Genomic DNA, 16,815 nt, shown 5'->3' on the forward strand with positions numbered 1-16,815 from the left:
ACAGCAACACACCGACAGAGGAACACCATGCACATGCTCTATGACTCCGAAACCTTCGTGGTGGTCCACATGCAGCCGGATGCCGCCGCGGACGGCGCCCCCAAAGGCTGGCCCACCCCGCCCCAGCTGGCGCGCCACGGCTTCGAAATCGTGGACAAGCGCTCCGGCAAGGAGGTGTACCTGGACGGCTCGTGGGCCGAAATGTTCCAGCAGCAGATCCTGGCCTGGCAACGCGACACCCCCACGCAGGAAGAAGTCGAGGACACGCTGGACGGCTACGTGGGGCTGGCGCAGAACCCGGTGGTGGTGCACTGACGAACCTTGCATCGCCCACACCATCCCACGGCCACCGGGATGGGCTCCGTGGCTCCTTCCTGTTTAGGCAAGCCATTGACATGAATGGCGTCTGCCACTGGGGCACTCATTTTCAAGTCATGTCAGCCCAGGCACACCCCATGGGCCAGCGCGGCTAGCTGGCCGGCTTCGTCGCCGGGTAAATCCACCGATACAACGGCGCCACCAGCAGCAGCACGGCGATCAGCCGGCACACCTGGAAGGCCGTCACCACCGGCACGCCCAGCTGCAGCACCTTGGCGGTGATCGACATCTCGGCGATGCCGCCGGGGGCCGAGGCCAGCACCATCGTCACCCAGTGCAGCCCGGTGGCCCGGGACAGCGCCACGGCGAACAGCGCGCACACGGCGAGCAGCACCAGCGTGCCGATCGCCACCGAGCCCAGCCAGCGCGGCGCGGTGTGCAGAAAGCCGGGGCGAAAACGCACCCCCAGGCTGACGCCGATCACCAGCTGCGCGGCGTTGACCAGCGCCTGCGGCACGGCCGACAGCGTGATGCCCGCCATGGCCAGACCCATCGAGACCAGCAGCGCGCCCATGAACCAGGGGTTGGCGCGGCCCAGGCGGTCCATCGCCAGCGCGCCCAGGCCGGTGAGGCCGGCCAGCAGCGCCAGGCCCTGCACATCCACCACGCGCACGGCGGGCGGCAGCAGGTCCAGGCCGTGCAGGCCGCTGAACTGCAGCGCGAACGGAATGGTCACCGTCACGATCACCAGCCGCAGGCTGTGGCTGGCGGCCACGAGGTCGGTGCGGGCGTGTTCGCGCTCGGCCAGCAGGGTCATCTCCGAGGCCGCGCCGATGGCGCCCGAGAAATAGCTGGTCGCGCGCACCACCGGCGCCGGGACGCCCTGCAAATGCGGCGCATGCACGCGGTACAGCCACGCGCCGAACAGCCAGCCGCCGAACAGCGCCCATGCCACGCCCAGCGCGATCGCCCACCACAGCCCCGCCACCAGCGCGGTGACCTGCGGCGTGAAATACAGGCCCAGCACCGCGCCCAGGGTCCACTGCCCGGCATTGCGCAGGCGCCGCGAACTGGCCGTGGGCACGCCCGAGATGGACAGCAGCGCGGTGGCGACCAGCGGGCCGATCATCCAGGGCAGCGGCGTGTGCAGGGCCAGACACACCACCGCGGCCGCCAGGGCCAGGGCCAGGGTGAGAAGAATGCGGGCAGGTGGAAAAGAGAGCATCGGCGGGCGCGGAACGGCGAAATCCAGGGGAAGGGAAAGTATCGCCCGCGCGGCACCGGCCCCCTTCCCGCTGCCAGGATTGCGATGGGAAAAGGCCGAATGCCCTAGTACTCATTGCCCTTGATGCTATTTATTCAATAGCAAACCAATCCACCAGGGTCAGGAGGGCTGGGCCGCGGGGCGCAGCGGTTCGCCCGGGGCCGCGGTCCCGGGCCGGGCCAGGGCGCCCAGCGCGCCGGCCAGCGAGGGGTGCCTGAACACATAGCCCTCGGCGAGGGCGCGCCGGGGCACCGCGTGCTGCCCGCAGAGCAGGAGTTCGGACATTTCCCCCACCGCAGCGCGCAGGGGCCACGCCGGCATCCGCAGCAGGACCGGCCTGCCGAAAGAGGCCCCCATCGCCGCGGCGAACCGCGCCTGCGAGGGCACGTCCGGCGCCACGGCATTCACGGGGCCGGCCATGCCGGGGCGGGACAGGGCATGGCAGACCAGGCCCACCGCATCGTCGCGGTGAATCCACGGCACGCGCTGCCGCCCGCTGCCGAGCACGGCGCCGAGTCCGGCCCGTGCCGCCCAGGCCAGCGGCGAATAGGCCCCGCCCTGTGGGCCCAGCACCAGGCCCATCCGCAGGCAGACCACCCGCACGCCCAGGGCCTGTGCCGCGCCTGCCGCATGCTCCACCTGCGCACATAGGTCCGACTGAAAGCGCCCGGGCTGCGGCGCGCCGCGTTCGTCCAACGGGGTGTCCGCCGCGGGCACGCCGTAGAAACCCACGGCCGACGCCCCCACCAGCACGGCGGGCGGGCAGTGCAGGCGCTGCATCAGCCCCAGGAGCTGCCGCGCCGTTCCGACCCGGCTCTCGACCAGTTGCCGGCGTCGCGCGCGGGTCCACGGCCGGCCCAGGACCGGCGCGCCGGCCAGGTGGACCACGGCGTCGATGCGCGTCTCGCTCGGAATGTCCTCCAGGCGGTCCAGTGCCCAGACCTGCGGGCCGAAGGTCGCGCGGGCCTGCAGCGGATCGCGCGTCCAGACGATCACGCGCCGGCCTTCGCCTTGCAGCCGGCGCACCAGCGCCGTGCCCATGAAGCCGGTGGCGCCCGTCACCAGCACCGCAGGCCCGTGGGCGGCAACGGGCAGGGGTTCAGCGGATGGCGCGGCGGCCCGCAGCCGCACGACGGCGAACGCATTGCGCACGCTCCAGGCCAGCACCACCACGGCCGCCACCGTGAACAGCCAGGACCAGGCCCCGTGCCCGACCCGCACCACGCCGGTCGGCAGGGCCGCGTGCGCCGCGAACAGGGGCGCGATCACGCCGACCAGCACGCCATAGCTCACCGCCAGCAGCGTGTGGAGCACCCGCTCGGCGGGCGGCAGGCGGCGGCTGCGGTCCTCCTCCAGGAAGTCCGCCGCGGTGATCACGATCTCCACCGCCAGCAGGGCCGTCGGCAGCAGCACCCACCAGCCCTGCCACTGCACCCAGGCGAATCCCAGGAAGAGCACGCCGTAGATGGCCTCGCGCGCCGCATGCAGCAGCAGCTCGTGGCGGGCCGAGGTGCGCTGCGGCAGGCGGGCGGACCACTCGTGGTGCCAGAGGTTGTCGAACGCCCCCATCAGGGCCTGCACCGTCAGAACGATGAAAACGATGTCCATGGAATCACTCCTCGGGATCGGTGAACACACCGGTTTGAAAAAACGTGCAGCCCCACAGCGGGTGCGCCATGTCCAGGGTGAAGCGGAACCTGCCCGGCCCTTCGTCGCGGTGCTCGACCCGGCACCGCCCCGGCGTGAGCCCATCGGGAATGGGCACGCAGAACGCGCCCAGCGCCAGGAAATAGCGGCGGCTGTAGAACACCAGGGCCCCGTCCTCCACCACCACGTCGAGCGCCATGGACAGCCCGCCGCTCGTGCGCTCCTGCAGGCCGCCGTCCGGGCCGCGCAGCTTGGTCGAGCGCACGACGGCGGCGTCACGCCGCCCCGGCAGGCGAAGGTGGCGCTCCCACACGACACCGCCGCGCGCGTCGCAGTGCACCCGCACCTCGGCGGGCACGCCGTCCTCGTCGGCATCCAGCAGCGGCCCGCCCAGCAGGCGCGAGGCCCAGGCAAAGCACCGGCCCATGCGGGAGCGCCGGACGTCCAGCGCGCCGCTGTAGCGCACCGGCGCATGGCCTGCCGCGAAACGGCGGCGGATCGCGGGCGACAGCCGGTGCCATTGCGCCGCGCCCAGCAGTGCGGCCAGGTCCAGGGGCGCCGGCGCCTCGGCAGGGGCACGGGCATCGGCATCGCGGGGCAGAAGGAGGGGTGTGGCGGTCTTCATGCCTTCTGTATTGCAGGGCACGTGCCAGCACACAGACCGTTGATTTCAAACGGTTTTTTAATCCACCTGTCAACGCGGTAGACAGCTGCGGCGGGCGCGCTGTCGACTCGGTTTACAGTGCCGGATGGCCATTCACATCGCGCTCGCCCTGGCATTCGTTCAGACCCTGGCCCTGTCCGGCGTGCTGTGGCTGTGGGCCCAGCACGTGGCGGGCGCCCGGCTGCTGATCGTCTTCCTGCTCGGCGTGGGGCTGTGGATCGTGGGCAACGAGCTGCCCAACTGGGCCGGCATCGGCACCGCGCCCTTCGCCATGGCCCTGCTGGCGACGGTGCCCATCACGTCCGCGGCGTTCTTGCACTTCTGCGCCATCTTCACGGGCCAGCGGCTGCGGCCCTGGGCCTTGCGGCTGGCCTACGGCGCGGCGTGCGGCGCGACCGCGCTGTCCTGGTGGGTGCCGCCGGGCGCGTTCGAGCACTTTCCGCCGTTCACCGGCGTGCAGTGGGTGGTGGTGCCCAATGCGGCCGGATGGACCACCAGCCTGGTCTGGGCCACCTGCGCGAGCGCGGGCCTGCTGGTGCTGGCCAAGGCCTTCTGGCAGACGCGGGTGGCCACCGAACGCCGGCAGATCGCGGCCGTGGCCCTCTCGTGCGGCTGGGGGCTGATGTGCATCTCGGGCTACGCGTTCGCGGCCCTGCGCATTCCCCAGTACCCCTGGCAGGTGCTGGCTTTCCCCGCTTACCCGCTGATCCTGGTCTACGGCATCCTGCGCTACCGGGTCTTCATGGCCAACGCCTGGGCGCGGCGGGCCCTGGCCTGGGCGATCGTGCTGTTTCTGGGCCTGCTGGCCGTGCCGCTGACCTTGCTGCTGCCGGTGGAGTCGCGCTGGCTCACCTCCGCCGTGGTGGCCGCCACCTGCCTGGCCTGGAGCGGGCCGGTGCGCCGGCTGGCCGAGCGCCTGGTCTACCCCGGCGGCACCCCCACGGCGCACGACCTGGACACCTGGCGCGGCGCGCTGTCCACGTCCCAATCGCTCGGCGAACTCTCGTCCATCGCCGCCTCGCTGCTGTCCCAGCGCATGGGCGTGGCCGTGCGGGTCGTCACGGGCCCCTCGCTCGCCCCCGATCCGCACACCCCCACGGTGCATTGCCGCAAGGACGGCGCCCAGTGGCAAGCCCATCTGCACGGCTTCGAGCAGGCGCCGCCCGGGCAGCGGCACCTGGCGGAGCTGTTCGGCACCGTGCTCGTGCAGGCGGCGGGCCAGGTGGAAAACGCCGCGGCCGCAGAGCAGCGCGAGCGCGAGCGGCAGCTGCAGGCCCGCCTGGCCGAACTGGGCTCGCTCGCGGCCACGGTCGCGCACGACCTGCGCAACCCGCTGAACGTGATCGCCATGGCCACGGCCTTTACCCCGGCCGAGGTCCGCAAGGACGTGCAGGAGCAGATCGCCCGCATCTCGCGCCTGGCGGAGGACCTGCTGGACTACGCCAAGCCCTGGCAGATCGAGCCGCGGGCCATCGACCTGTCGCAGCAGGTGCGCCAGGCGATCCGCCACGCCCCATCCGTGGAACTGGGGCCCGGGCTGGACAAGCCCTGCCCCGTGCACGCCGACCCCGCGCGGCTGGACCAGGTGCTGGCCAACCTCCTCACCAACGCCCAGGCCGCCGCAGGCCAGCGGCGGGTGCACGTGGATGCCGAGCCGGGCGAGGACGGCCTGCGGCTGCATGTCTGTGACGACGGGCCCGGCATTCCCGCCGAGCTGCGCGAGCGGCTGTTCCAGCCCTTCGCCTCGCGCAGCCCGGGCGGCACCGGGCTGGGCCTGGCCATCGTCGCACGCATCATGGCCGCGCACGGCGGCACGGCCGCACTGACCGAGCGCCCGCCCTGGCGCACCTGCTTCACCCTGACCTTTCCTCCCCACCGACCATGACCCCTTCCCCCTCCCTGGGCCACATCCTGCTGGTGGACGACGAGCCCGCCTACCAACGGCTGGGCAGCTCCTTCCTGCGCGAACTGGGCCACCGGGTCACCGTGGCCGGCAGCGGCGAAGAGGCGGCCTGGGCCTTCGGACAGGACCGCGCCCACGTGGTGCTGCTCGACCTCGCCATGCCGCCCAGCATGGACCCCGAAGCGGGCCTGGAGCTGATCGGGCGGTTCGCGGGCTCGGTCGTGGTGGTCCTGAGCGGCCACGGAGACCGGGAACTCGCCCTGCGCGCCGCCGAGAAGGGCGCGTGGGACTTCCTCACCAAGCCCATCGACCCGGACATGCTGCGCTTCGTCGTCTCGCGCGCCATGCACAAATCCCGCCTGGACGAAGAGCTGCGGGAGCTGCGCGCACGCGAGGGCAGCGAAGACCTGGGCATCGTCGGCCAGTCGCCTGCCGCGCAGCAGCTGCGCGCCATGGTGCGCCGCGTGGCCGGCACCTCGGTGAGCGTGATGGTGCTCGGGCCCACCGGCACGGGCAAGGAGCTGGTGGCCCGCGCCCTGCACCAGTGCAGCGCTCGCCGGCAGGGCCCTTTCGCGATCATCCACTGCGGCGCCCTGTCCAGCGAACTGCTGGAGAGCGAGCTTTTCGGCCACCTGAAAGGCAGCTTCACCGGCGCCCACCGCGACCAGCCGGGCCTGGTGGAAACCGCGCACGGCGGCACGCTCTTCCTGGACGAAGTGGGCGAGATGCCGCCCGCCATGCAGGTCAAGCTGCTGCGCTTCCTGCAAGAGGGCACCTTCCTGCCCGTGGGCGGGCGCGAGATGAAGAAGGCCGACGTGCGCGTGGTGTCGGCGACGCACCGCGACCTGGAGGGCATGATCCAGGATGGCGGCTTTCGCGAGGACCTCTTTTACCGCCTCAAGGGCGTGGTGATGCGCATCCCGCCCCTGGCCGAGCGGGGCATGGACGTGCCGCTGCTGGCCGCGCACTTTCTGCGCCGCGTGGCGCCGCAGGCCCTGTTCGCGCCCGACGCCCAGGCCTGGCTCGCCACGCAGCCCTGGCCGGGCAACGTGCGCCAGCTCCGGGCCCTGGTGGAGTCGGCCGGTGCGCTCATCGCCCCGGGCCACCTGCGCATCGACCTCGACCTGTTGCGGTTCGCCAGCGGCGACCTGGCGCACCTGCCGGATGCGGGCCCGGCCGATGCGGCAGCGGCCGCCCCCGTCGGCGCGCTGGATGCGGCCATCTTCGAGCTGGAAACCCGCATGGTGCGGGAAGCGATGGAGGCCACCCAGGGCAACCAGTCGGAGGCCGCGCGCCGCCTGGGCATCTCGCGCGCCGGGCTGATCAAGAAGCTCACCCGGCTGGGCCTGCGCTAGCGGGCGCCGGCCACCGGCCCTGCCCGCCCCTTAGCCGCCCCTTACCCGCCCCTCAACCGCACGTGCCCAGGTGCCCGCACTGCGTGCAGTAGTCGCAGCCGTCCTTGCGGATCACCGCGTGCGCGCCGCACTCGGGGCACTTCTTGCCGGCCATCGCGGGCGGCATGCCCATGGGCGCCTCGGGCTCGTCCAGCGGCAGCACCTGCTGCACCGGGTCGGGCACGCGGCTGGCCAGGATGTTCTGGATGGCATAGGCCATGGCGGCCACCTCGGAGTCGTGCCACAGCGGCACGCGCGTGCCGTCCTCGCGCTGGCGCGTGCCCAGGCGCACGGGGCCGCGGTCCCACGCCACCTTGCGCATGTCGCTCAGGGCGCGTTCCAGGAAGCCGCCGCGCGCGGCCAGCGAGAGCATGCGCATGCTGGAGGTGATCCACTGCTGCGATTCGCCGCTTTGCCCCACGGGCATGAAGAACTCGATGGCGCGGTCCACCGTGCCCGTGCCGCCGGCATTGGGCACCGGCAGGAACGACACCACCAGGTACAGCGTCTTGTGGCCCTCCTGCGTCCAGTACTCCACCTTCTCGGCGACGGCCGGCAGGGCGCCCTTGGGCCGGCTTTCGATCACGGTGCGCATGGGGTCGATGGGGGCTGCGGCCGATGCGGGTGTCGCTACGGGCGCGGCCGGGGCCGGCGCGGCCTCGGGCGCGTGCGTTTCCAGCACGGCGCCCAGGATGGTGTTGGGCCGGTAGGTGGCCAGCCCCTTGAGCCGCGCGCGCCAGGCGGCGAGGTACAGGCCCTTGAAGTCCTCGTACGGGTAGTCGGCCGGCACGTTCACCGTCTTGGAGATCGCCGTGTCCACGAAGGGCTGCACCGCCTCCATCATGGCGATGTGGTCGGCGGCAGGCATGGACAGCGCGCTCACGAAGTAGTCGGGCAGGGCATTCACATCGCCGCCCAGCTCGCGGTACAGCCGCCAGGCGTGGTCTTCCACGGCGTATTCGCTCATGCGGCCGTCGCCCTCGCGCTTCCTGCGCTTGTAGGTCCACGAAAACGGCGGCTCGATGCCGTTGGAGGCGTTGTCGGCGAAGGCCAGGCTCACCGTGCCCGTGGGCGCGATCGACAGCAGGTGGCTGTTGCGGATGCCGTGCTCGCGGATCTGCGCCTGCAGCGCCTGCGGCAGCCGGCTGGCGAAGGTGCCGGGCGCCAGGTAGCCGGCCGCATCGAACTTCGGGAACGCCCCTTTCTCACGCGCCAGCGCCACCGACGCGGCATAGGCCGCATCGCGCAGGCGCTCGGCGATCTGCGCGGCCATGGCGCGGCCCGCTTCGCGGTCGTAGCGCAGGCACAGCATGGCCAGCGCGTTGCCCATGCCGGTAAAACCCACACCGATGCGCCGCTTGGCGGCCGACTCCGCGCGCTGCGCCTCCAGCGGCCAGAAGGTCACGTCCAGCACGTTGTCGAGCGCGCGCACCTGGGTGGCGACGCTCTGCTCGAAGGCCTCGAAATCGAAGGCCGGCGCGCCCGCCAGCCCGAACGGGTTGCGCACGAAGCGCGTGAGGATGATGGGCCCCAGGTCGCAGCAGCCGTAGGGCGGCAGCGGCTGCTCGCCGCAGTTGTGCACATACAGGCCATTCGCGTCGAAGGCGTGGCAGTCGGCCACGGTGACGTCGTACACGTCCTCGCACCCATCGGCCGCGATGGAATCCACGGTGGCGGTGAATCGCTCGCGGTTCAGCCGGCGCTGGTCGCCCGCCAGGGCGGCTTCCAGGCGAGCGGCCTTGGCGGTGTCGGCAAAGCCGATGCGATCGGCATACGCCTGCAGGTTGTCGCCGGACACCACCAGTTCGTGCTGCGCCTGCGTGGGGTAGGCCCGGGTGCCGCCACGCCCGTCGGGCAGCACAGAGTGCTGCGCGGGGCGGCGGCCGGTGTACAGCGTGGAGGCGATCCCGAAGCGCAGCAGCATGCGCTGCACGGTGCGCAGCAGATCGGCATCGCTTTGCGACAGGCGCACGCTCACGCCCTTGTCCTGGGCTCCCTGCACCGAACCGTCGGCATCGAACAAACCACGCAGCAGGCCGGCGGCGAAGGCGGAGGAGCCGCATTCCATGGCCGGCGTGATCGTCTTGTGGTCAGGCCGCAGGCCCATGGCGTGCGCCAGTCGCCACAGCGCCGCGCTGGCCATGCGGGCCTCCCCGCGCGTGCCGACGGGGCGCTGGAAGCCGCTGAAATCAGACCGGTGGGGCAACGTGGCCGCGGCAGCTTCGGCGGCTTGCACGATGCCTGCCGCGCCGGTGGCGGCATAGGCCACGGTGCCGTTGCCCACCTGCCGCAATTCGGGTGCCCAGACCGAGATCACCGCCTTGTCGGCCTTCAAGGTGCCGTCGCCCACGAGCAGGCCGAGCAGGTAGCCCTCGGCCTCGGTGCCCGCACCGTCCCATCCGCCGAGCGCGCGGTGGTCGTGCAGCACGATCTGGTCGCCCGGCTGCAGGTCGCCGGCCGCCGTCCACTCCAGGGACTGGGCGTAGCGGGTCTGCCGCGCCACGCGGCGCACGCGGTGGTCGGGCGTGAGGCGCAGCGTGTGGCCTTCGCGCGTGCGCAGGGCGATCACGGGCTTGTGGCCGGTCTTGAAAAATCCTTCGCTTTCCGTGCAGAAGACCCGGCCGTCCACCACCGCGCCGAACCGCCGCCCGATGAGGTCGGCCACCTGCGCCGGGCCGTCCGCCGTCAGCACCCAGGTGTCGGCCGTGACGCAGGGATTCGTCGCCGCGATCGCCTCGCAGTAATGCAGGTTGTTGTCGCGGTTGATCGCATCGAGGAACAGGATGCCCGGCTCGGCGAAGTCGTAGGCCGACCGCATGATGGTGTCCCACAGATCGCGGGCCGGCACGGTGCGGTAGACCCACTGGCCGTCGGTGCGCTGCACCGCGCCCTGCGCCAGCAGCGCGGCGCCGGGGCGCGCGGGGTGCACCAGGTCCCACGGCTGGCCATCGGCCACGGCCTGCACGAAGGCGTCGGTCACGCCGACCGACACGTTGAAGTTGTTCCACCGCCCGGGGGTGCGCTTGGCGGTGATGAATTCGAGCACGTCCGGGTGGTCGATGCGCAGCACGCCCATCTGCGCGCCGCGCCGCGCGCCGGCGCTCTCCACCGTGGAGCACGACTGGTCGAACACGTTGATGTAGCTGCACGGCCCCGAGGCCAGCGAGGCCGTGCCCTTGACCTGCGCGCCCTTGGGACGGATGCGCGAGAAGTCGTAGCCCACGCCGCCGCCGCGCCGCATGGTCTCGGCGGCCTCGCGCAGGGCCTCGTAGATGCCGGGGTAGCCGCCGTCGTCCATGCCCTGGATGCAGTCGCCCACGGGCTGAACGAAGCAGTTGATGAGCGTGGCCTGGATGTCGGTGCCGGCGGCGCTCATGATGCGGCCCGCCCCGATGGCCCCCGCGCGCAGGTTGGCGAGAAAGCGCGCCTCGTGCGCCGCGCGCTCGGCGGCGGGCTCCACCGAGGCCAGGGCCCGCGCCACGCGGCGGTAGAGGTCCTGCACCTCCGTCTCACCGGGCTTGAGGTACTTTTCGCGCAGCACGTCCAGGCTGATGGGCTGCACGGGGGTGGCGTCGGACGCCACGGGGATGAAGGGGTCGCGTTGCATGTCGCTGGGGCTTCCACGGTGCACAAGGCCCCCGTTTTACTCCGGTGGCCCGCCGCCCGGCTTGCCCAATGTCAACGAGGACGGCGAGGGTTTTTCAGAGGGTGAAAGTGCCTGGGTGTATGCACGGCAGGGCTGCGCGATGGCGGCCCCTCCCGGGCAGCCGGCACGCGCGCTGCCGCGTTTTTTGTTTCCTGGATCGAAACGCTGTGATTCCCGCGCCGGGGCTTATGCGCCCTGGCCGTTGGCGCCATATTCCAGGCAAGGTGCTCCCGGTTCCCGGTGGCACGCCTGCCCATCCCTTCATCCCACCCTTCCTTTTCAGGAATCCACCATGTCCCCCACCGCCGAACTGGCCGCCGAACTCGAAACCGCCATCCATGGCCCCGATGCCACCCCGCTGATCGAGCGCCTGCAGTGGCGCTACGCCACCAAGAAGATGGACCCGGCCCGCCAGGTGCCCCAGGAGAAGGTCGAGCGCATCCTCGAAGCCGCGCGGCTCGCGCCCACCTCCAGCGGGCTGCAGCCGTTCGAGGTGCTGCTCGTCACCCAGCCCGAGGTGCGCCAGCGCATCCAGGCCATCGCGTGGAACCAGGCCCAAATCACCGAGGGCTCGCACCTGCTGGTGTTCGCCGCGTGGGACGACTACACGCCCGAACGCATCAACGCCATGTTCGACTACACCAACGCGGTGCGCGGCTTCAAGAACGAAGGCTGGGAGAACTACCGCAACATGCTGCTGGGGACCTACCCGCAGCGCGGCGCCGAGGTGAACTTCCAGCACGCGGCCCGGCAGGCCTACATCGCCCTGTCCGCCGCGCTGATGGCCGCGGCCTACGAAGCGGTGGACAGCACGCCCATGGAGGGATTCGATCCCGACGCGCTGGATGGCATCCTGAACCTGCGCGCCCGCGGGCTGCGCAGCGTGGCGATCCTGCCGCTGGGCTACCGCCAGGCCGAGCAGGACTGGCTGGCCCCGCTGGCCAAGGTGCGCCGTCCGCGCGAGCAGTTCGTCACCGAGGTGTAAGGCGCAGCCGCGCGCCTGGACCCGGCAGCGCGGCACCTGCATCGCAGGCCCCCGAGGCCCCGCGCATGCCAGCCGATCATCGACCCTGGAATCCGCCGAGGGCATGGCCCTGGCCCGCCAAAGGCCGGTGTGGACTTCAAAGGCGCAGCGCACAAGGTGCTCCGGGTGCATAACACTTGGAGCGTCTACAACACCAGGTTCTCCACGCCAGGAGCCCCCATCAGACCACATGTCGACCCCAAGGGCGACCTGTCAGGCGCCGAGGAAAGGGTCATTTCCGGAAGGCACTGAAGCTGCCGTGCGGCCACAGGGGCAGCATGGCATCGCAACGGCCTGCCGCCGCCCTGTCAGGGCGCCTTTGCACCGCCCTGCACGGGCGCATCGTAGACACAGCGGAACCCCACATACACCACGTCAAAGTCGGCCGGCTTCCATTGCATGGACGCGGCCTGCATCTGCGCCGCGCCATACCACCAGGAGCCGCCGGCGGTGAGTGCGGTATCGCCCTGCCGGTCGGCCAGCCATTCCCAGGCGTTGCCGCCCATGTCGTGCAGCGCGTTGACGCCACTGCGCGTGGCACCGGCCGGTGCCAGCCGCGGCCAGGCGTCGGCGCCGCTGGTGTTGGCGCCTTCAGGCGAATCGCCGGTCGGGTACGGGTAGGTGCGGCCCCGCACGAAGCCGGCACGAGTCCCTGCGCCCTGCTCGGTGTAAGCCGCCAGCGTCCATTGGGCGCGGGTGGGTAGGCGGCCTTGCGCCCAGGCGCAGAAGTCACGCGCCTCGTGCCAGTTGACGTGCACGGCGGGCCATTGCGGGCTGACCGGCGGCACGCCGAAGGGGCGGCGGAAGTTCCAGCCAGCGCGGCGCTCCCAGCCGCGGCCCCATTCGTGGCCGCCGCCCTCCCGTTCCGCCGTGGTGACACGGCCGGTGGCTTGCGCGAACTCGGCGAACCGGGCGATGGTGGTTTCGTGTCGATCAATGGCGAAGTCGCCAACGGACACCCGGTCCTGACCTTGTGCGGCCACCGCAAAGAGTGCGCAGGCCGTGCCGTGCAGGATTGCCTTCGGTGTTGTCATCCGTTCACTCCTGGGCCAGCGTGGTGTCAGGCGGGAACCGGCGCCTGGCGCGAGATCAGCCCCTCGCGCCGCAGCGACTCCCAGAACGATGCGGGAATGGTCACACGCATCGACGCCACGTTGGCCTGGACCTGGCCGGGCGCGCGGGCACCGGGAATGATCGCCGAAACCACCGCCGGTGCCACCGCGAACTGCAGCGCCGCCGTGCGGATATCAATGCCGTGCCGGTCGGCCACCACCGCCAGCCGCGCGCGCTTGTCGGCCGCGCCCGCGGGGATCTGGTCGCTGAAGTGATACCGGTTGCGCCCGCCCAGGAAGCCGTCGTTGAGCGGCGTGCCGACGACCACGGATATGCCCTTGCGCTGCAGTGCCGGGAATGTGCGCGAGAGCGCCACCTCGTGGTCGAGGATGGAGTACTGGCAGGCCAGCAGCACCACATCGGGCGTCGGCACGTCCGATTCAGCGGCCAGCACGGCGGCGTCGGGCGTGTTGATGCCGAAACCCCAGCCACCAATCATCCCCTGATCGCGCATGCGGGCCAGCTCACCCATGGCACCGCCGGTGCCCGCCGCAACGGCGAAGTGGTCGCGCCACGTGCCTGGCAGTTCGCTGTTGTCGGGCGACAGGTCGTGGATGTAGACGATGTCGATCTTGGGCAGGCCCAGCCGTTGCAGGCTGTCCTCCACCGAGCGGCGCGCACCGGCCGCCGTGAAGTCGTAGCGATACGCCATGGGCGCGGGCTGCACCCACAGCGCGGCATTGGGCAGCGGCCCGCGGCTGGCCTGAAGCATGCGCCCGACCTTGGTGGACACGACGTAGTCGTCGGGATGCTTGCCGCGCAGGAAGTGGCCCAGCCGGTATTCGCTCAGGCCGTAGCCGTAGAACGGAGAGGTATCGAAGTGGCGCACGCCCGCGTCCCATGCGGCCTGCAACACAGCCTGCGCTTGCGCGTCGCTGAGGGCGGCGAAGATGTTGCCGATCTGCGTGCCGCCCAGGCCGAAGCGGAATGCGGGCCGATAACGTTGCCCGGGAGCAGCCGCTGCATTGCGGGGCAGCGCCCGGTCGGTCATCGGCCCCCGCGTAGCCAGGACGCTGCCCCGCTCGGTGAGCGCGGCAGACAGGCCGGGCGCCTGAGCCCGCGCCAGGGGCGAGGCGGCCAGGCCGGCGAACGTGGCGGCGGTAGTGGTTGCGGCATGCAGGAAGTTGCGGCGGTCCATGATGTTTTGATCCTTGGTGAAATGACGAAGTCCGAACAGCGACGACTCGAGGTCGGACGCGAAAGCCGGGGGGAGTGATGACGCGGCGCGCTCACCGCCGCGCTCGCAATGCCGCCTGGGCCCGGCGGACCAGCCCCTGATACTGGTTCTGCTTGTCGGGATACCAGGGCAGCGACTGCACCTTGCCGAAGCCGGCCAGCGCTTCAACGTAGCGCGCCGTGTGCCCGCGCTGCGACGCGTCAGGCAGCAGTCCCGCGTCGCCGACGGTGACCTGCGCACTGCCGTAGAGCGGTGAGGTGTCCACGACCTTGGCACCAGCGCTGACGTACTGGCCGATGACGTCGTACAGATCGGAGCGGGGCGCGCCAGGCAATCGATCGAACGTCAGGAACGTGGCCGGGCCCAGGCTGCCGCGCGGGAACGTGCGGCGGGTGGACATGCGGTGAGTCACGATGGCCATGGATGCACTCCAAAAAAACGGTGGGCGGGGGCGCGGTCGCCCCACGCGCCGCGCAGGGCCCCATGGTCCGCACGCAGCTGACCGATGCCGCTCGAACGGATTACAGATTGGTAATCCAACGCGCAGGGGGTGCAGGCACAATCGGCCCGGAGGTGAAACAGGTGCACAAAGTGCTGGTGATCGAGGACGACCGCGGCGTGGCCGACTATCTGCACCAGGGGCTGTCCGAGTGCGGCTACCGCGTCGATGTGGCGCACGACGGCCCCAGCGGGCGGGCGCTGGCACTGGGCGGCAACTATGCGCTGGTGCTGCTGGACGTCATGCTACCGGGATGCGACGGCTTCGAGGTGCTGCGCGCCATTCGGGGCAAGGGCGGGCAGCCCGTGCTGATGCTGACGGCACGCGACCGGCTGGACGACAAGGTACTGGGCCTGAATGCGGGTGCGGACGACTACCTCGTCAAGCCGTTCGCCTTTTCCGAACTGCGGGCACGGGTCGAGGCGCTGATTCGCCGGGGCCATGCCAGCATTCAGGAGCAGACCGTGCTGCGCGTCGCCGATCTGGAACTGGACCTGGCAGCGCACAATGTGCGCCGCGAAGGCCGCCGTATTGAGCTGTCTACCAAGGAATTCCAGCTGCTGTCCTTGCTGCTGCGCCGCAAGGGACAGGTGCTGACCCGCACCACGTTGGCCGAACGCGTCTGGAACATCCATTTCGACTCCGACACCAACATGGTGGAAGTCGCGGTGCGGCGCCTGCGCGCCAAGGTGGACGACGCATTCCGCCACAAGTTGATCCACACGGTGCGCGGTGTGGGCTACATCCTGGAGTTCCGCGGGGGTGCAGATGGCGACGCATGAGCCCCGCCGGCGGGCGCCGCATTCCGTGGTGCGCCGCCTGGCGCTGCAGTTGGGCCTGGGCGTGGCGCTGTTGCTGGGTGCGATTTCCGTCGTCGTATACCTGGGGGTGCAGACGCTGCAGGAGCAGGCCCAGTCGCGCATCTTGGGCATCAAGGTCCAGAAGCTGGTGGAAACCTCCAGCGCGATGTGGCGACCCGAGAACCAGGACTTTCTGCACCTGCTGCAGACCAACGCCGTCAAGCGCCAGGGCTCGCGGCTGCAGCTGCTGCACCCCGACGGCTCGGCGTTCTACCTCGATCCCCACGACGAAGCACACACGCTGTCGCCGCAGGTGCGTTCACGCAGCTTCGAGCTGCGGTCGGCTGACGGACAGCGGTCGCTGCGGGGCCGCTTCGATGTCGATATCGCAGAGGACGAGCAGCGACAGCAGACCCTGGCGCGCCTGCTGGCCCTGGCCACCGCGGCCGGGGCGCTGGTGAGCGCAGGACTCGGATTCGCCGTAGTGCGGCATGGCCTGCGCCCGCTGAGCCAACTGGCCCGGCAGACCCAGGCGATGTCTGCAGGCCGGCGACTCGCGCATCTGCAACTGTCGGCGCGCAGTGCCGAGCTGGCGCCGCTGGTAGACCAGTTCAACGAACTCATCGACCGGCTCGAAGCGGGCCGCGCGCAACTGGAGGCTTTCAATGCCGACGTGGCGCATGAGCTGAGAACGCCGCTCACCGCGCTCATCGGCAAGACCGAGCTGGCGCTGTCGCGACCGCGTGCGGCGCCCGAGTTGGCGCGAACGCTGGCGTCCAACCTGGAAGATCTGGGGCGCATGGCCTCGGTGGTGAACGATATGTTGTTCCTGGCGCGCGCCGACGGAGGGCTGCGCGCGCGCGTGGATGCGCCACGCAATCTGGGTCTGCTCATCACCGAACTGTTCGAGTACCACGAGGCCGACGCCGCTGAGCGGGGCCTGCGGCTAGCCCTGGAAGGCGAGCTCATTCTGCCGGTGGACGAACGGTTGGTGCAGCGCGGCGTCTCCAACCTGCTCAGCAACGCGTGCCGCTATGCCGCGCCAGGCAGCACCGTCCGCGTGAAGCTGGCTGCGGGCGGTGCGGACGGCCCCGGCGTGTCAGTGGCCAACGAAGGGCCACCGATTCCCGAGGCCGCATTGCCTCGCCTGTTCGACCGCTTCTATCGCGGCGACTCGGCCCGGCACCGCGAGGGCATGCACGCAGGCCTGGGACTGTCCATCGTGGCGGCCATCGCCCGCATGCACGGCGGCGATGTCTGGGCGCGCTCGGCGGCCGACGGCACCGAGGTCGGCATGCGGTTCGGGACGGCGCCGGTCGGCTGACGACCTCTCCGCATCTGCGCACGTGCCCGCGCTGCGTGCCGT

At 71.0% G+C, this 16,815-nt stretch carries 13 protein-coding genes; 6 read left to right on the forward strand and 7 right to left on the reverse strand.

Going from position 1 to position 16,815, the window contains the following annotated elements; genetic code table 11:
- The first annotated feature begins 27 nt into the window (after nt 1-27).
- On the forward strand, nt 28-315 hold the full coding sequence (locus tag R1Z03_RS20240; RefSeq protein WP_272566968.1) for a DUF3567 domain-containing protein: 288 nt from the start codon (nt 28-30) through the stop codon (nt 313-315).
- 154 nt (nt 316-469) lie between these two features.
- Here R1Z03_RS20240 and R1Z03_RS20245 read toward each other — a convergent pair whose 3' ends face one another.
- From R1Z03_RS20245 to R1Z03_RS20255, 3 genes are all read right to left on the reverse strand, one after another.
- Nucleotides 470-1,543 (reverse strand): AbrB family transcriptional regulator, encoded by a 1,074-nt coding sequence (locus R1Z03_RS20245; protein WP_317354461.1) that lies wholly within the window; start codon nt 1,541-1,543, stop codon nt 470-472.
- A gap of 159 nt (nt 1,544-1,702) precedes the next feature.
- Complete coding sequence (locus tag R1Z03_RS20250; protein WP_317354462.1) at nt 1,703-3,190, reverse strand: TIGR01777 family oxidoreductase; 1,488 nt, start codon at nt 3,188-3,190, stop codon at nt 1,703-1,705.
- Nucleotides 3,191-3,194: 4 nt separating this feature from the next.
- Nucleotides 3,195-3,854 (reverse strand): DUF4166 domain-containing protein, encoded by a 660-nt coding sequence (locus R1Z03_RS20255; protein WP_317354464.1) that lies wholly within the window; start codon nt 3,852-3,854, stop codon nt 3,195-3,197.
- A 124-nt stretch (nt 3,855-3,978) separates the two neighbouring features.
- On the opposite strand from R1Z03_RS20255, the gene R1Z03_RS20260 reads away from it, so the two are divergent.
- The gene (locus R1Z03_RS20260) at nt 3,979-5,778 is read left to right on the forward strand and encodes an ATP-binding protein (RefSeq protein WP_317354466.1); all 1,800 of its coding nucleotides are present in this window, start codon (nt 3,979-3,981) and stop codon (nt 5,776-5,778) included.
- Entirely contained in the window at nt 5,775-7,151 is a 1,377-nt protein-coding gene (locus R1Z03_RS20265) for a sigma-54 dependent transcriptional regulator (protein ID WP_317354468.1), read from the forward strand. The genes R1Z03_RS20260 and R1Z03_RS20265 overlap by 4 nt, the downstream gene beginning before the upstream one ends.
- Before the next feature lie 52 nt (nt 7,152-7,203).
- Here R1Z03_RS20265 and R1Z03_RS20270 read toward each other — a convergent pair whose 3' ends face one another.
- Nucleotides 7,204-10,797, reverse strand: coding sequence for an LAGLIDADG family homing endonuclease (locus tag R1Z03_RS20270; RefSeq protein ID WP_317354470.1), 3,594 nt, complete (start codon nt 10,795-10,797; stop codon nt 7,204-7,206).
- Nucleotides 10,798-11,128: 331 nt separating this feature from the next.
- Here R1Z03_RS20270 and R1Z03_RS20275 point away from each other — a divergent pair, with 331 nt between their 5' ends.
- On the forward strand, nt 11,129-11,821 hold the full coding sequence (locus R1Z03_RS20275; protein WP_284431109.1) for a nitroreductase family protein: 693 nt from the start codon (nt 11,129-11,131) through the stop codon (nt 11,819-11,821).
- Between the two features lie 347 nt (nt 11,822-12,168).
- On the opposite strand, the gene R1Z03_RS20280 is transcribed toward R1Z03_RS20275, so the two are convergent.
- From R1Z03_RS20280 to R1Z03_RS20290, 3 genes are all read right to left on the reverse strand, one after another.
- Nucleotides 12,169-12,894 (reverse strand): formylglycine-generating enzyme family protein, encoded by a 726-nt coding sequence (locus R1Z03_RS20280; protein ID WP_317354473.1) that lies wholly within the window; start codon nt 12,892-12,894, stop codon nt 12,169-12,171.
- Between the two features lie 26 nt (nt 12,895-12,920).
- Nucleotides 12,921-14,111 carry an aldo/keto reductase gene (locus R1Z03_RS20285; protein ID WP_317354475.1) on the reverse strand — a complete coding sequence of 397 codons (1,191 nt, stop codon included), beginning with the start codon at nt 14,109-14,111 and terminating at the stop codon, nt 12,921-12,923.
- Nucleotides 14,112-14,202: 91 nt separating this feature from the next.
- The gene (locus R1Z03_RS20290) at nt 14,203-14,571 is read right to left on the reverse strand and encodes a hypothetical protein (RefSeq protein ID WP_284431106.1); all 369 of its coding nucleotides are present in this window, start codon (nt 14,569-14,571) and stop codon (nt 14,203-14,205) included.
- A 161-nt stretch (nt 14,572-14,732) separates the two neighbouring features.
- Between R1Z03_RS20290 and R1Z03_RS20295 the strand changes: the two genes are divergently transcribed.
- The gene (locus tag R1Z03_RS20295) at nt 14,733-15,431 is read left to right on the forward strand and encodes a heavy metal response regulator transcription factor (RefSeq protein WP_284431105.1); all 699 of its coding nucleotides are present in this window, start codon (nt 14,733-14,735) and stop codon (nt 15,429-15,431) included.
- Nucleotides 15,418-16,773 carry a heavy metal sensor histidine kinase gene (locus R1Z03_RS20300; RefSeq protein WP_317354479.1) on the forward strand — a complete coding sequence of 452 codons (1,356 nt, stop codon included), beginning with the start codon at nt 15,418-15,420 and terminating at the stop codon, nt 16,771-16,773. The genes R1Z03_RS20295 and R1Z03_RS20300 overlap by 14 nt, the downstream gene beginning before the upstream one ends.
- Nucleotides 16,774-16,815: the final 42 nt, after the last annotated feature.

The organism is Acidovorax sp. BLS4, from assembly GCF_032929295.1.
Lineage (GTDB): Bacteria > Pseudomonadota > Gammaproteobacteria > Burkholderiales > Burkholderiaceae_C > Paracidovorax.

What these genes read in the sequence shown, in the direction of transcription:
- R1Z03_RS20280 (WP_317354473.1), bottom strand. Translation starts at nt 12,894, where the DNA reads ATGACAACACCGAAGGCAATCCTGCACGGCACGGCCTGCGCACTCTTT.
- R1Z03_RS20265 (WP_317354468.1), top strand. Translation starts at nt 5,775, where the DNA reads ATGACCCCTTCCCCCTCCCTGGGCCACATCCTGCTGGTGGACGACGAG.
- R1Z03_RS20290 (WP_284431106.1), bottom strand. Translation starts at nt 14,571, where the DNA reads ATGGCCATCGTGACTCACCGCATGTCCACCCGCCGCACGTTCCCGCGC.
- R1Z03_RS20250 (WP_317354462.1), bottom strand. Translation starts at nt 3,190, where the DNA reads ATGGACATCGTTTTCATCGTTCTGACGGTGCAGGCCCTGATGGGGGCG.
- R1Z03_RS20270 (WP_317354470.1), bottom strand. Translation starts at nt 10,797, where the DNA reads ATGCAACGCGACCCCTTCATCCCCGTGGCGTCCGACGCCACCCCCGTG.
- R1Z03_RS20260 (WP_317354466.1), top strand. Translation starts at nt 3,979, where the DNA reads ATGGCCATTCACATCGCGCTCGCCCTGGCATTCGTTCAGACCCTGGCC.
- R1Z03_RS20240 (WP_272566968.1), top strand. Translation starts at nt 28, where the DNA reads ATGCACATGCTCTATGACTCCGAAACCTTCGTGGTGGTCCACATGCAG.
- R1Z03_RS20245 (WP_317354461.1), bottom strand. Translation starts at nt 1,543, where the DNA reads ATGCTCTCTTTTCCACCTGCCCGCATTCTTCTCACCCTGGCCCTGGCC.
- R1Z03_RS20275 (WP_284431109.1), top strand. Translation starts at nt 11,129, where the DNA reads ATGTCCCCCACCGCCGAACTGGCCGCCGAACTCGAAACCGCCATCCAT.
- R1Z03_RS20300 (WP_317354479.1), top strand. Translation starts at nt 15,418, where the DNA reads ATGGCGACGCATGAGCCCCGCCGGCGGGCGCCGCATTCCGTGGTGCGC.
- R1Z03_RS20255 (WP_317354464.1), bottom strand. Translation starts at nt 3,854, where the DNA reads ATGAAGACCGCCACACCCCTCCTTCTGCCCCGCGATGCCGATGCCCGT.
- R1Z03_RS20285 (WP_317354475.1), bottom strand. Translation starts at nt 14,111, where the DNA reads ATGGACCGCCGCAACTTCCTGCATGCCGCAACCACTACCGCCGCCACG.